The organism is Anaeromassilibacillus sp. SJQ-5, from assembly GCF_054108045.1.
On sequence record NZ_JBPJWQ010000001.1, the window covers coordinates 2333174 to 2347075 of the forward strand.

At 60.3% G+C, this 13902-nt stretch carries 12 protein-coding genes and 1 rRNA gene; 1 reads left to right on the forward strand and 12 read right to left on the reverse strand.

From position 1 onward, the window contains the following. Position 1 precedes the first annotated feature (1 nt). The 5 genes from rpoB to ACSAMM_RS09955 all read right to left on the reverse strand — a co-directional run bounded on the left by rpoB (position 2) and on the right by ACSAMM_RS09955 (position 6032). The gene (gene rpoB, locus ACSAMM_RS09935; RefSeq protein WP_457791228.1) at positions 2 to 3712 is read right to left on the reverse strand and encodes a DNA-directed RNA polymerase subunit beta; all 3711 of its coding nucleotides are present in this window, start codon (positions 3710 to 3712) and stop codon (positions 2 to 4) included. A 365-nt stretch (positions 3713 to 4077) separates the two neighbouring features. After that, complete coding sequence (locus ACSAMM_RS09940; protein WP_178723665.1) at positions 4078 to 4899, reverse strand: ElyC/SanA/YdcF family protein; 822 nt, start codon at positions 4897 to 4899, stop codon at positions 4078 to 4080. A gap of 173 nt (positions 4900 to 5072) precedes the next feature. Continuing rightward, a 5S ribosomal RNA gene (rrf, locus tag ACSAMM_RS09945) occupies positions 5073 to 5189 on the reverse strand. Positions 5190 to 5249: 60 nt separating this feature from the next. Next, positions 5250 to 5606 (reverse strand): arsenate reductase family protein, encoded by a 357-nt coding sequence (locus ACSAMM_RS09950; RefSeq protein WP_457791229.1) that lies wholly within the window; start codon positions 5604 to 5606, stop codon positions 5250 to 5252. 9 nt (positions 5607 to 5615) lie between these two features. Further along, complete coding sequence (locus ACSAMM_RS09955; RefSeq protein ID WP_178724828.1) at positions 5616 to 6032, reverse strand: secondary thiamine-phosphate synthase enzyme YjbQ; 417 nt, start codon at positions 6030 to 6032, stop codon at positions 5616 to 5618. 112 nt (positions 6033 to 6144) lie between these two features. On the opposite strand from ACSAMM_RS09955, the gene ACSAMM_RS09960 reads away from it, so the two are divergent. Then, positions 6145 to 6507, forward strand: a complete 363-nt coding sequence (locus tag ACSAMM_RS09960) for a hypothetical protein (protein WP_178724830.1) — start codon at positions 6145 to 6147, stop codon at positions 6505 to 6507. Positions 6508 to 6612: 105 nt separating this feature from the next. On the opposite strand, the gene ACSAMM_RS09965 is transcribed toward ACSAMM_RS09960, so the two are convergent. From ACSAMM_RS09965 to rfbD, 7 genes are read right to left on the reverse strand one after another with little or no spacing between them, the layout of a single operon-like run. Beyond that, entirely contained in the window at positions 6613 to 6894 is a 282-nt protein-coding gene (locus ACSAMM_RS09965; protein WP_178724832.1) for a DUF503 family protein, read from the reverse strand. Beyond that, complete coding sequence (locus ACSAMM_RS09970; RefSeq protein WP_178724834.1) at positions 6888 to 7370, reverse strand: NUDIX domain-containing protein; 483 nt, start codon at positions 7368 to 7370, stop codon at positions 6888 to 6890. The genes ACSAMM_RS09965 and ACSAMM_RS09970 overlap by 7 nt, the downstream gene beginning before the upstream one ends. A gap of 47 nt (positions 7371 to 7417) precedes the next feature. Beyond that, entirely contained in the window at positions 7418 to 9811 is a 2394-nt protein-coding gene (locus ACSAMM_RS09975) for a helicase C-terminal domain-containing protein (RefSeq protein WP_457791230.1), read from the reverse strand. A 58-nt stretch (positions 9812 to 9869) separates the two neighbouring features. Next, the gene (locus ACSAMM_RS09980) at positions 9870 to 11288 is read right to left on the reverse strand and encodes a hypothetical protein (RefSeq protein ID WP_178724836.1); all 1419 of its coding nucleotides are present in this window, start codon (positions 11286 to 11288) and stop codon (positions 9870 to 9872) included. Between the two features lie 38 nt (positions 11289 to 11326). Then, positions 11327 to 11887 (reverse strand): dTDP-4-dehydrorhamnose 3,5-epimerase, encoded by a 561-nt coding sequence (gene rfbC, locus ACSAMM_RS09985; RefSeq protein ID WP_178724839.1) that lies wholly within the window; start codon positions 11885 to 11887, stop codon positions 11327 to 11329. A gap of 29 nt (positions 11888 to 11916) precedes the next feature. Continuing rightward, positions 11917 to 12975, reverse strand: coding sequence for a dTDP-glucose 4,6-dehydratase (gene rfbB, locus ACSAMM_RS09990; RefSeq protein WP_178724841.1), 1059 nt, complete (start codon positions 12973 to 12975; stop codon positions 11917 to 11919). Then, on the reverse strand, positions 12972 to 13889 hold the full coding sequence (gene rfbD, locus ACSAMM_RS09995) for a dTDP-4-dehydrorhamnose reductase (RefSeq protein WP_457791231.1): 918 nt from the start codon (positions 13887 to 13889) through the stop codon (positions 12972 to 12974). The genes rfbB and rfbD overlap by 4 nt, the downstream gene beginning before the upstream one ends. Positions 13890 to 13902 lie beyond the last annotated feature (13 nt).

Here is a 13902-nt window from a genome sequence, read left to right on the forward strand (position 1 = left end):
ATTAAAGTTCGTCGTCGAAGGCCAGGTCGCCGTCGGGTTCAAACACGTCTTCCTCGGCGGCCAGGTCGTCCTCCGGCTCGGCGTCTTCCACACCGTAGCCGTCCAGTTCGCCTTCGTTCGTCACGGTGGAGAACGCGTCGTCGTCCACTGTCACCATGCTCAGCTCGTCGTCGTCCTCAAAGGTTTGCTTGAGGTCGATTTCCTGTTTGTCCTTATTGAGCACCTTGATGTCGAGGCCCAGGGACTGCAGCTCCTTGACCAGCACCTTGAAGGATTCGGGTACGCCGGACTGGGGCACGTTCTGGCCCTTGACGATGGCCTCGTAGGTTTTCACGCGGCCCACCACGTCGTCGGATTTGACGGTGAGGATTTCCTGCAGGGTGTAGGCGGCGCCGTAGGCTTCCAGCGCCCAGACTTCCATTTCGCCGAAGCGCTGGCCGCCGAACTGGGCCTTGCCGCCCAGCGGCTGCTGGGTGACCAGGGAGTAGGGGCCGGTGGAACGGGCGTGGATCTTATCGTCCACCAGGTGGTGGAGCTTGAGGAAGTACATATAGCCGACGGTGACGGGGTTGTCGAAGGCCTCGCCGGTACGGCCGTCGTACAGGACGGTCTTGCCGTCGCGGCGCTTGCCCGCCTGCTCCAGCAGATCCTGGATGTCGCCCTCGTGGGCGCCGTCGAAGACGGGGGTCATAACCTTGAAGCCCAGGGCGGCGGCGGCGTAGCCCAGGTGCACTTCCAGCACCTGGCCGATATTCATACGGGACGGCACGCCCAAGGGGTTAAGCACAATGTCCAGGGGACGGCCGTCGGGCAGGAAGGGCATATCCTCGCTGGGCAGGATGCGGGAGACGACGCCCTTATTGCCGTGGCGGCCGGCCATTTTATCGCCGACGCTGATTTTGCGCTTCTGGGCGATGTAGCAGCGGACGACCATGTTGACGCCGGGGCTCAGCTCGTCACAGTTTTCGCGGGTGAAGACCTTGACGTCCACGATGATGCCGTATTCGCCGTGGGGAACGCGCAGGGAGGTATCCCGCACCTCGCGGGCTTTCTCGCCGAAAATGGCGCGCAGCAGGCGTTCCTCGGCGGTCAGTTCGGTCTCGCCCTTGGGGGTGACCTTACCGACCAGGATATCGCCGGACCGCACCTCGGCGCCGATGTGGATGATGCCCCGCTCGTCCAGATCCTTGAGGGCGTCCTCGCCCACGTTGGGGATATCCCGAGTGATTTCCTCCGGGCCGAGCTTGGTGTCGCGGGATTCCACCTCGTATTCCTCGATGTGGATGGAGGTGAACACGTCGTCCCGCACCACTTTTTCGTTGATGAGAACGGCGTCCTCGTAGTTATAGCCCTCCCAGGTCATGAAGCCGATGAGGACATTCTTGCCCAGGGAAATTTCGCCGTTGCAGGTGGAGGGGCCGTCGGCGATGACCTCGCCGGCTTCCACGTGCTGGCCATGCTCCACCACCGGGCGCTGGTTGACGCAGGTGCCCTGGTTGGAACGGGCGAATTTGATGAGCTTATAGGTATCCTGGGATCCGTCGGAATCGCGGCGCACGACGATGCGATCGGCGGAAACCGCCGCCACGGTGCCGGCTTCCTTGGCCAGGATGCAGACGCCGGAGTCGACGCCGGCCTTGTATTCCATGCCGGTGCCGACGATGGGGGAATCGGTTTTCAGCAGCGGCACGGCCTGGCGCTGCATGTTGGAGCCCATCAGGGCACGGTTGGCGTCGTCGTTTTCCAGGAAGGGGATCATGGCCGTCGCGACGGACACGACCATCTTCGGGGAGACGTCCATGTAGTCGATCTTTTCCCGCTCGATTTCCAGGAATTCGCTGCGGTAACGGGCGTTGACGCGGGCGCGGGCGAACCGGCCCTCCTCGTCCAGCGGCTCGTTGGCCTGGGCGACGATGAAATCGTCCTCCATGTCGGCGGGCATATACACCACTTCGTCGGTGACCACGCCGGTGACCTTGTCCACCCGGCGGAAGGGCGCTTCGACGAAGCCGTATTCATTGATGCGGGCGAAGGTGGCCAGGTATGAAATCAGGCCGATGTTGGGGCCTTCAGGGGTCTCAATGGGGCACATACGGCCATAATGGCTGTAGTGCACGTCGCGCACCTCGAACCCGGCGCGGTCACGGGACAGGCCGCCGGGGCCCAGGGCGGACAGGCGGCGCTTATGGGTCAGTTCGGCCAGGGGGTTGTTCTGATCCATGAACTGAGACAGCGGGGAGGAGCCGAAAAACTCCTTGATGGCGGCCACCACCGGGCGGATATTGATCAGCGCCTGGGGGGTGATGACGTCCATATCCTGGGCCTGCAGGGTCATGCGCTCCCGGATGACGCGCTCCATGCGGGAGAAGCCGATGCGGAACTGGTTCTGCAGCAGCTCGCCCACCGAACGGATGCGGCGGTTGCCCAGGTGGTCGATGTCGTCGGTGGTGCCGATGTCATGGCCCAGGCAGTTGACATAGTTGATGGAGGCCAGCATATCGTCGATGATGATATGGTTGGGAACGAGGTCGGACGCGCGGGCGCGGATGGCCTCCTTCTTCTCTTCGTCGGTTTCGCAGGCATCCAGGATTTCCCGCAGCACGGAATAGCGCACCCGCTCGTGAATGCCCAGCTCCGCCACGTCGAAATCCACGTATTTGCTAATGTCCACCATGCCGTTGGAGACGATCTTGACCTCGTGACCCTCGCCGTGATCGTCCACCTGGACATAGGCCACCGTCACGCCGGCGTCTTCCATCTCCATGGCGCGGGCGCGATCGATGAGCTCGCCCGGCTCGCCCATGACCTCGCCGGTGTTCGGGTTGACCACCGGGCGGGACAGGCGGCAGCCGGCCAGCCGGTTGGAAATCCCCAGCTTTTTGTTGTACTTATACCGGCCCACACGGGACAGGTCGTACCGGCGGGGATCGAAAAACAGGCTCTCCAGGTGCTGCTGGGAGTTCTCCACCGTCAGCGGTTCACCGGGGCGCAGCTTGCGGTAAACCTCCAGCAGAGCTTCCTCGGTGTTCTTGGTGATATCCTTCTCGATGGTGGCGTGAATCCGCTCGTCGTCGCCGAAGAAATCCAGCAGCTCGGCGTCGGATCCCAGGCCCAGGGCCCGCACGAAAACGGTGATGGGCAGCTTGCGGTTTTTGTCGATACGGACATAGAACACATCGGAGGAATCGGTTTCATATTCCAGCCAGGCGCCCCGGTTGGGGATGACGGTGGCGTTGAACAGCTTCTTGCCGGTGGTGTCGTAGTTCATGCCGAAGTACACGCCGGGCGAACGCACCAGCTGGGAGACGATGACTCGCTCCGCGCCGTTGATGACAAAGGTGCCGCTTTCCGTCATCAGGGGGAAATCGCCCATAAACACTTCGGATTCCTTGATTTCGCCGGTTTCCTTATTGAGCAGGCGGGCGCGCACCCGCAGGGGGGCGGCGTAGGTGACGTCCCGCTCCTTGCACTGCTCCACGGTGTATTTGGGTTCCTCGTCCAGGCGGTAATCGATGAATTCCAAAACCAGGTTCCCGGTATAGTCGGTAATGGAGGACACGTCGTTGAAAACGTCCCGGAGGCCCTCCTCCAGAAACCATTGATATGAGTTCTTCTGCACCTCGATGAGGTTGGGCATATCCAGCACCTCATTGATTTTTGCGAAGCTCATGCGAACATTGTTGCCCAGCTTTACCGGTTTGATATTCGCCATAGGCTCGATCACTCCTGTTCTTTGTATTCACGCCGGCCCGGCAGGAGGCCGGCCGCCTGTTCCGGGGAAAAATCACGGCGGGTGGAATAGCCCGGCGGACAAAGGGAACAAATATCTAAAAACTTGCCAGCAGATACTTGCCAATTGTCGCATGTTGTGCTATACTAAATCTATTCCCAGGCATATCTCCCCATGATTATGCAGTATACTATAATACATCATAGAAATTGGATTGTCAATTGCAAAGTTGCAATTTGGCGATTTTTTTTGTTTTTTTATACCGATATCCAAGTGTTGGCAGAATATGGAGAAAAAATACGGCGCCGCGTGACTTTGGAACACGCGGCACCGTTGATATTTTCTGATTAGTAACCCAAGAGCAGCATGCGGCTGATGGCGGCGAACTCCCGCACCCAGTAGCACAGCAGCAGATAGGGCGGCGTATGGCAGGTGCAGGGGCCTGCGCCGGTCAGCCCCGCCCTCCGGGCAAAGGCCTGGGCGCGGTACTGATGAAATTCCTGGGTGGCGATGACCACGGTGGGGCTGAGCCGATGCTCCTCCAGGATCCTCTTGGAGAACTGAATATTTTCAAAGGTATTGGTGGATTTGTCCTCCATATACAGACGGCTTTCGTCCACGCCCTTCTCCAGCAGATACCGCTTCATGGCCTCCGCCTCGGAAATATCCTCGCCGGGGCCCTGGCCGCCGGAGAGGATACAGGCGGCGTCCGGATTGGCATCCAGGTAACGGGCGGCGGCGTCCAGCCGCTGCGTCAGCATCAGGCAGGGGGTTTCCCCATAAACGGCGGCGCCCAGGACGATGACGGTGGCGTTTTTCGGGGCGGGACGGGCCGCGCCCCGCAGCATCATCACGGACACCACGATGAACCAGACAAGCAAGATGGCGACCAGCGCCATCAGAACGATCAAAATAACCCGCAGCCCCTTTCGTTGCCAGATATATTGGAGTATGCGCCGGAAAAAGGGCGTCCAAACACAGGCGGCCAGGCCCAGAGCGCTGGCCGCGGCGGGAGCGACCACCCCAATATTGATGACGCGGCCCGCCAGGGGCAGCAGGGAAACAAGCAGCAGGAGGGCAAAAAAGACACCCAGAAGAATCCGGGGCAGCCGCCCCCACTGCCGGCGGGGACGGTGGTGCCGTTCAGTTATTTGACGGGTTCGGCTCATGAGACAGTCCTCCTTGGACGCGGGTGATACATCCAGTATAGCACAGCGGCGCGGACCGCCCAAGAGGCCGGGGGGAAAATTCAGGAAGAGTTAAGGATCGCGTAGGGCGGTTTGGCCACACCGGCCCAGGCCGGGCACAAAAAAACCGCGGCACGTTCGTGCTGCGGTTTTGATGTTGGCACCTGCTTATTTTCCCGGGCCGCTTCCAGCCAAGTATTTTCAGCGCAAGTGGGCTTAACTGCCGTGTTCGGGATGGGAACGGGTGTACCCCCACCGCCATCGGCACCAACGAGATAAGAGTATACACGATGTTTTGACAAAATGCAAGCCTTTTTTCGAAAAAAATAAAATTATTTTTTCAGCGCTTCCCATTCTGCCGGCCGAAAGCCGGGGATGACCCGCTCCTCGGTCACCGCCAGGGGACGTTTGACCAGCATGCCGTCGGAGGCGAGCAGAGAAATCTGCTCCTCCTCGCTCATGGCCGGCAGCTTATCCTTAAGGCCCATGGCCTTATACACCAGGCCGCTGGTATTGAAAAAGCGCTTAATCGGCAGGCCGCTGCGGGCGATCCACGCGGTCAGCTCCTCCTTCGTGGGGTTATCTGTCTTGATATGCCGGGCGGTATAGGCCACCCCGTTGTCCTCCAGCCACCGCTTCGCCTTCTGACAGGTGGAGCAGGGCGGGTATTCCAAAAACAACACGCTCATGGTTCCTCCTTATTCGCCGATGATTTTGATAAGCGCCCGCTTATCCCGTTTGCCGTCGAATTCAAAATAGAAAATCTGCTCCCATGTGCCGAAGTCCAGGCGGCCGCCGGTGACGGCCACCACCACCTCCCGGCCCATGACCGTCCGCTTCAGATGGGCGTCGGCATTGTCCTCAAAGCCGTTATGCCGGTACTGGCTGTATGGCTTTTCGGGAGCCAGCTTTTCCAGCCAGACCTCATAGTCGTGGTGCAGACCGCTTTCATCGTCATTGATGAACACGCTTGCCGTAATGTTCATGGCATTGACCAGCAGCAGCCCCTCTTGAATCCCGCTCTCCTCCAGGGCCTGGCGGACCTGGGAAGTGATATTGACCAGGCCACGGCGGGCGGGCAGATGAAAATGCAGCTCCTTGCGGTAGGATTTCATCGCGGCACGTCCTTTCTTTTTTGGCTATTGTACCCGATCGGCGCGAAATGCGCAAGTGGGCGGAACTCTCCGGGGCTTGTTCGCATAGCTTGTACTGTAGGAGGTGATAACGATGTGTTTTGATCCCGTATCCGCCACCGCCCTGCTTCTTGCGAGCGAACGCGGCTGCAACCGCGGCTGCGGCCGGTGCTGCCGCAACCACGATGACGAGCGCCCCTCCGGCGAGCGCGGCTGCAAATGCTGTTGCTGCTGCGACTGCTGCGGAGCTTCCGCCCGCGACCGGGAGTGCGAGGAACGCGCCGAAAGAGAAGCTGAACAGCGCCGCTGTGAAGAGATGGCGGCGGCTCGCGCCGAGGCCCGCGAAAACCGCGGCTGCGACTGCGTGCGCCCGGCTTCCGCTTCCGCGCACTGTACCAGCGATGTGCTGCGCCCCGCGGCCACCGGCTGGTCCAGGCCCATTTCCTCCTGCCGTTAAACCGGAAGGAGTACCTAAAACCGCATAGACTGGGCCCGCAGCCGCGTCCCGGAACAGCAGGCTTCTCCCCCTGGCCTGCCGTTCCGGACGGCCGCGGGCCTTTTCTTATCGGATCTCCCGCTCCACCCCGGTCAGCTCAGCCTCGCAGGTTTCCTCCACGAAGCGGAGGATCTTGTCCAGCACGGCGTCGCCCAGGGCGGCGGATCCCACCACAGCGGCCACGCCGACGACGATGGTCTGGTGGACATCTTGCTGCTCCACCTCGGCGGCGGAGACATGGAACTTCTGCGACACGCGGGCGATCAGGCTCTGGACAATCATCCGTTTCTCTTTGAGCGAGCGCACCCAGGGGGCGCGCAGAGTCAGCTTGGCGGCGGCGATCAACATACGGCCGCCTCCTTATCCGGATACACCTGGAAGTCGTCCGGCTCCCCCTCACCCCACTGGGCAAACAGCTCGCCGGGAGAAAAGAACAGGGGCCAATACCGCTCGAAATTCTCCGCCAGGGGCAGGGTGTGCAAAGAAGCCGGATCCGTCCAGAACACCCGGCCCTCCTCCGTTTCGTCCAAAAGGTCGCCGGCAAAGGTTTGCGTCCGGTAGAGGAAGACCAGATAGCGATCGCCGGTGGCGCGGCAGCACCAATCCACCAGCCCGCAGGACTGCAGATCGCTGACACGCAAGCCGGTTTCCTCGTAAATCTCCCGGACGGCGCAGGCGAGAAGACTCTCCCCCGGCTCCGCATGGCCGCCGGGGAAGGCGATACCCTTCCAACTTTTGGTCCGCTGCTGCACCAGCACCTCGCCGGTATCGCGGCGGCGCACCATCACCATAGTGGTCAGTTCGGCCTGCACGGTTCTGCTCATAAGTCATCTCCTTCTTTCCAAATGAAAAGCTGTGTGATCGCGCCCCGCTATTCGCCTGAGGAGGGCTGTTCGGGCTCTGCCGAAAAGTAGGGAAAGGCGGCGAGGAGCCGGCGCAGGGATGCCGTGTCCCGGACGCGCCGCATCTGCGACCAATGGGGCGGGAACAGGGCCCGGTAGGCGGCGGTATGAAACCGGCTGTCGATGAGGACGGCCACCCCCGCGTCGTCCGCCGACCGGATGACCCGGCCGGCGGCTTGCAGCACCTTATTCATGCCAGGATAGACATAGGCGTAATCGTAGCCCCGACCGTTTTTTCGATTAAAATATTCCCGGATCTCATTCTGCCTTAGGGAAAGGCCGGGCAGGCCCACCCCCACGATGACGGTGCCGATTAGCCGGTCGCCCTTCAGGTCGATACCCTCGGAGAACAGGCCGCCCAGCACGCAGAACCCGGCCAGGGTATCGGCATTCTCCGCGTCGAACCGGGCGAGAAAGTCGGCCCGTTCCTCCTCGTCCATATGGCTGTCCTGCATGGGAGCGTCCACCCCGGGGCACAGGGCCGTAAAGCGCTCGTGCACCTGCCGCATATAGTCATAGGAAGGGAAGAAGATCAGATAGTTGCCCGTTTTCCGGGCGATAACCGCAGCGATGGCCTCCGCGATGGGGGCATAGCTGGCGGCGCGATCCTTGTATTTGGTGGAAATGCCGCCATGGGCCACCAGGAGCAGGCGCTCCTCCTCAAAGGGGGAGGGCAGGGACAGCAGGGGATCGGTCTCGTCCCCGCCCAGCAGCTCCCGGTAATAAGGCAGCGGGGTGAGGGTGGCGGAAAAGAGGACGGACGCCTTGGCCAGCTTCAGCCGCCCGGCGATGATGGCGGAGGGATCCAGACAGAAGAGCGTCCGGATGACATCCCCCTCCCCGGTTTCCGTCAGGGTGGTGAAATGCTCGTCGTACAGCTCGGCGATGCCCTGGAAGGCGGTGGCTTCAAAGTAGAGCTCCAGCACGTCCCGCAGCCGTTCGTGGCTGTTGTTCTGCTCCTCAGCCAGCCAGTCCTCGGCGGCGGAGCAAAACAGCGTCACCAACGCCCCTATCGCCGCGTCCTTTTCGGGATTGGCGGCTTCATCGGCATCGCCCAAGGCCTTACCGGCGTCGGCTAGGTATTTGGCCACGGCCCGCAGGGATTTGCGCAGGGCGGCGGCGGTTTTGGTTTTATCCGGCAGCTGTCTCACCAGGCGGGAAAAGGCGGAACGGCGCAGGACGGCGGAATACATATCCCGCACCCGGTCAGCCAGGTTATGGGCTTCGTCGATGAGAAAGCCGTAGTTATGCTCCTCGTCCCCGTCGAAAAAGCGGCGGAGATAGGCGGCGGGATCAAACACGTGGTTATAATCCCCGATAACCAAGTCCGCCCACAGGGCCGCGTCCAGGGCGGTTTCGTGCGGGCAGAGGCGGTACTGCCGGCAATAGGCCTCCACCACGGCGGGGGTGATGCGGTCGTGATGAGTGAGCATGTCCATCAGCGCGTCGTTGACCCGGTCGTAGTGGCCCTTGGCGTAGGGGCAGCTGTCGGGGTTGCAGATGGTTTCCTCGCAAAAGCAGATTTTATCCTTGGCCCGCAGGGTGACGGATTTGAAGCGCAGGCCCTGGCTTTCCATGAGGGTGACGGCCTCCTCCGCCACGGTGCGGGTGACGGTTTTGGCGGTGAGGTAAAAGAGCTTTTCCAGCCGGCCCTCCCCCACGGCTTTGACGGCGGGAAACAGGGTGGAAAGAGTCTTCCCGATGCCGGTGGGGGCCTGAACATACAGCTTTTTGCGGTTGACGATGGTGCGGTAGGCCGCGGCGGCCAAGTCCCGCTGGCCCCGGCGGTAGGCCGGGAAGGGAAAGGCGGCGGCGGCAATCGAGGCATCCCGCAGGACTTTCCACTCATGCTCAAAGCGCAGCCAATCGCCATAGCGCAGGAGGAGATCCGCGAAAAAGGCGGCGATCTCCTCCCGGCTGAAGACAAACCGCCGGCGCTGCAGCTCCTCGGTTTCCAGCTGATAATAGGTCAGTTGGACGCCCACCGTTTCCGGCGGGGCATCCAGCGTTTGAAGGAGCATATAGGCGTAGCATTGCGCCTGACCCAGGTGCTGAGCCTGCTGGACAGCCAGCTTTTCCAGGGGCAGGGTGGTGGATTTGATCTCGTCGATAGTCAGCAGTCCGTCCTCAGCGGTGAACACGCCATCGGCCCGCCCCTGCAAAAGGAGCGGAAAGCCGCCGGCCTCGGTTTCCAGGGAGAGGGAGACCTCCTTGCGGTAGTCGCCGGTCATGGCTTTTTGGATTTTCCGGTGGGCGGCCGCCCCCTGCTGCATGGTGGAGGCGTCCACATAGCGGCTATCGATATCGCCGCAGCGCAGCACCCAGTCCACTACCCGATGAACCGACAGCTTGACGCGTTCCAATGCGCCGCACCTCCTTTCGATGAAAACAGGCCGCCATTCCACGGAAGGCGGCCTGTCATCAGCGTTTTATCAGGGATTTTACCTGGCCCAGCATGCGGGCGATATCCTGGCGTTTGATCAGCACATACACCAGATACGCCGCCCCATACAGAATGGTGCACAGCCAGGAGCGCAGGAACCAGGCGGTGGCGATGAAGGTAGCGGTCATCAGGACCTCCAGGACGATGTCCTTGCGCACACGGATGTCCAAATCGCGGGAGAGCAGAAGCTCGCCGAAAATACAGCGGAAGGTCTGCAGCACGACGATGGACAGCACCGCCAGGGTCAAATTCTCTAGCAGGAAGACCGTCAGCCCGGAGATAAGAATGCTCAGCGCCACGGTGCAGGCGTTGATGAGAAGGATCCACTTTTCCCGGCGGAGAATTTTCATATAGGTATTGACCAGCATGGAGGTCTTGCTCTCGAACACGCACACGGGGAACATCAGCGCCATGTAGGTCAAGGCTTCGGCGTATTTCGGCAGCCAGGCGGTGAGGAGCAGCTTGGCGGGATAGTAAAAAATCAGCAGACCCAGCAGCACCGTCATAATCGAGGTGCGCATGAAATCATACATACCGGCCAGCTTATCGTCGCTGGTGCGGCGGAGGGTGGGAAACAGAATGATGCTGACGGCGCTGATAAACACCATCAGCAGGTTGGACACGCTCATGGTCAGGGAAACCTTGCCAAAGGTGGCAACACCCCATTTGTTTTCGATGGTCATGCGCACGATGCCCACGATGAGCAGGCTCGCGATGTTGGCGATCATCAGCTTGAAGCCGACGTTTATGTTTTTCCCCGCTTCGCTTAAGCCCGAACGAAATGGAACCATGCGGCCGAACACAATGTCCCGGCAGCGGCAGACCGCCACCACCAGCCCCACGGCTTTGCCGATCAAATCCGCCGCCAGCAGCAGGCGGTAATCCTGGACGCCGCCCAGCACCAGAGCCGTTACCAGCACAAAGTAAATGACGCGCTCCAGCATGGTGATGGCGGCGTATTCCTTAATGCGGTTGGTAAACTGGAGGACAAAACCTAGATAGGTGCGGGGAATCAGCAGCAGGGCGCACACGCCCATCATGGCCAGGATGAAGCCCTTCTCCGCTTCCGGAACGATACAAAAGCCATAAATGCCGAGGCCGGCCGTAATGAGGAATTCAAAGGCCGTCAGCATCCAGAATTGGGTGACGAACACCGGCTTCTCCAGCTCGTGATAATCCTGCCCGCCGTATCGGAGATAGACCCCATCGCACCAGCCGAGATGGAAAAAACCCACATAGGAGGTATACAGGGTATACAGCTGCCAATAGCCATACTGTTCCACGCCCAGCCGTTTGGGAACGAAAAACACCAGCACGGCGGAAATGAGAAAGGACACCGCGTTGGCCATAAAGGTGTAGGAAAAATTCTTGATAAAGCTTTTGGCCTTGGAATTCATCCGCCGCGCCCCTTTCCCCTTTTACTGTTACGCTTGTCTCAGCCCCGCCGCGCCAGATACTCCTGGAAGGTGGGCTGAATCTTGTCCTTATCCGATAGCAGGATGTCCATATCCTCCGTCACCGGCCAATCAATGCCGATATCCTTATCGTTCCACAGCAGGCCGCCCTCGCCGGAGGGGTCGTAGAAGCGGGTGCATTTATAGACGAATTCCGCTTCCTCGCTGGTGACCAGGAAGCCATGGGCAAAGCCCTCGGGAATATAGAGCTGCTTGTGGTTCTCCTCGCTCAGAAGGAGGCCGTACCATTGGCCAAAGGTGGCGCTGCCTTCCCGCAAGTCCACCCCCACGTCGAACACCTCGCCGCGGATGACGCGAACCAGCTTGCCCTGAGAGTTTTTCGTTTGAAAATGCAGGCCCCGCAGCACGCCCCGCTTTGATTTGGACTGGTTGTCCTGCACAAAGGTCATATCCAGGCCGGCGGCCGCAAATTCGTTGTAGTTATAGGTTTCCATAAAATAGCCGCGGGCGTCTCCGAACAGGGTGGGCTCCACGACCATCATGCCGGCGATGCCGGTGGGGGTAAAGGTGAATTTTCCCATAATGCGCTTCCTATCTCCGACCCGGGCGATTATTTGCCGCCGTACATCCGGGCGTAGTATTCCTGATACTGGCCACTGGTCACATGGGCCATCCAGCCGGGGTTGTCCAGATACCACCGGATGGTCTTCTCGATGCCCACCTCGAAGGTGGTCTCGGGATACCAGCCCAGGGCGTCCTTGATTTTCTGGGGATCGATGCCATAACGGCGGTCGTGGCCCTTGCGATCTTCCACATAGGTGATGAGGGTTTCGTTCACCGCCTCATCCACATGATCATGGACATAGGCCAGGATGGTTTTGACAATGGTGATGTTGGGCCGCTCGTTATGGCCGCCCACATTGTACACCTCGCCGACCACGCCGTCCCGCAGCACCATATCGATGGCCTTGCAGTGATCCTCCACATACAGCCAATCCCGGACGTTCATCCCGTCGCCGTACACCGGCAGGCTTTTATGCTGCAGGGTGTTGTGGATAATGAGCGGAATCAGTTTTTCGGGGAACTGATAGGGGCCGTAATTGTTGGAGCAGCGGGTGATGTTCACGGGGAAGCGGAAGGTATCGAAGTAGGCCTGCACCAGCATATCGGCCGCGGCCTTGCTGGCGGAATAGGGGCTGTGGGGGCACAGGGGCGTGGTCTCGGTAAAGAAGCCCTCGGCACCCAGCGAACCGTATACCTCGTCGGTGGACACCTGCAGATACTTGCAGCCTTCCTTATAGTCGTCGCCGCCAAGGTTCCAAGCGTTCCGGGCGGCGTTCAGCAGGCACACTGTCCCTTCCACGTTGGTTTTGACGAACACCTCGGGCTCCCGGATGCTGCGATCCACGTGGCTTTCCGCCGCGAAATTGACCACATAGTCGATGGCGTTTTCGGCAAAGATTTTTTCCACCGCGGCTTTGTCGCAGATATCCGCGTGGATAAAGGTATACCGGGGATCGTCCTTGACCGAGGCCAGGTTCTCCAGGTTGCCCGCATAGGTGAGCTTGTCCAGGTTCAGGATACGGACGTCCTCATACTTTTGCAGCATATACTGCACGAAATTGGAACCGATAAATCCGGCGCCGCCGGTGACTAAATACGTTTTCATTGAGGGCCTCCCGCTTTTTTCAGCTTCTCCACATAGACGGCCAGGGCCGCTTTCCATTCCCGCATCTCATCCCCCACCGTGCAGCGCAGCATGGCGTTATCCAACGCGGAATAGGCGGGGCGTTTGGCCGGGGTGGGATATTCGTCGGTGGTGCAGGGCGTCACCCGGCAGGGAACACCCGCCAGGCGGATGATCTCGCAGGCAAAATCGTACCAGGAGCAGACGCCGGTACCGGTGCAATGATACACGCCATAGGTATCGGTCAGGGCCAGCTTCAGGATATGATACGCGAGATCGTTGGCGTTGGTGGGATTGCCCATCTGATCGTCAACCACTTTCAGCTCGCCCTTTTGCGCGCCGTTTTTCCAGATGGTCTTAACAAAGTTGCCGCCCACATACCCATACAGCCAGGCTGTCCGCACCACAAAGGTACGGGGACAGACCTCCCGGACATACTGCTCTCCCAGCCATTTGGATTTTCCGTAGACGCTGCAGGGGGTGCAGACGTCCCACTCGGTATAGGGGATGATCGAGTCGTCGCTGGCGCGGGCGCCGTCGCCGTCAAACACATAGTCGGTGGACACATGCACCAATTTGGCCCCGATTTTCTGGGCGGCGGCGGCCAGAAATCTTGGCGCTATGGCGTTGATCTTCATGGCTGTGTCCGGCGCGGATTCGCAGCCGTTAACATTGGTCATGGCGGCGCAGTTGATAATAAGTTCCGGTTTTTCCGCCTCGATAAAAGCCTGAACGGCAGCGCTGTCGGTGATATCCAGGCGATCCACGTCCACCGCCGTCACCCGGCTGCCCCGATAGACGGCCGGAATGGGACCGATTTCCGCCTGGCCGGAGGACAGCATGGAGGTCAGTTCGTTGCCTAGCTGGCCATTCGCACCGGTAATAAGGATGTTCATGGTGTCAGCTCCC

Bases quoted from the DNA above. Each gene is read 5' to 3' on its own strand.
- ACSAMM_RS09950 (WP_457791229.1), bottom strand. From the start codon at position 5,606: ATGAGCGTGTTGTTTTTGGAATACCCGCCCTGCTCCACCTGTCAGAAG.
- ACSAMM_RS09965 (WP_178724832.1), bottom strand. From the start codon at position 6,894: ATGTTGATCGCCGCCGCCAAGCTGACTCTGCGCGCCCCCTGGGTGCGC.
- rfbC (WP_178724839.1), bottom strand. From the start codon at position 11,887: ATGGGAAAATTCACCTTTACCCCCACCGGCATCGCCGGCATGATGGTC.
- ACSAMM_RS09960 (WP_178724830.1), top strand. From the start codon at position 6,145: ATGTGTTTTGATCCCGTATCCGCCACCGCCCTGCTTCTTGCGAGCGAA.
- rpoB (WP_457791228.1), bottom strand. From the start codon at position 3,712: ATGGCGAATATCAAACCGGTAAAGCTGGGCAACAATGTTCGCATGAGC.
- ACSAMM_RS09940 (WP_178723665.1), bottom strand. From the start codon at position 4,899: ATGAGCCGAACCCGTCAAATAACTGAACGGCACCACCGTCCCCGCCGG.
- ACSAMM_RS09970 (WP_178724834.1), bottom strand. From the start codon at position 7,370: ATGAGCAGAACCGTGCAGGCCGAACTGACCACTATGGTGATGGTGCGC.
- ACSAMM_RS09955 (WP_178724828.1), bottom strand. From the start codon at position 6,032: ATGAAATCCTACCGCAAGGAGCTGCATTTTCATCTGCCCGCCCGCCGT.
- rfbB (WP_178724841.1), bottom strand. From the start codon at position 12,975: ATGAAAACGTATTTAGTCACCGGCGGCGCCGGATTTATCGGTTCCAAT.
- ACSAMM_RS09980 (WP_178724836.1), bottom strand. From the start codon at position 11,288: ATGAATTCCAAGGCCAAAAGCTTTATCAAGAATTTTTCCTACACCTTT.
- rfbD (WP_457791231.1), bottom strand. From the start codon at position 13,889: ATGAACATCCTTATTACCGGTGCGAATGGCCAGCTAGGCAACGAACTG.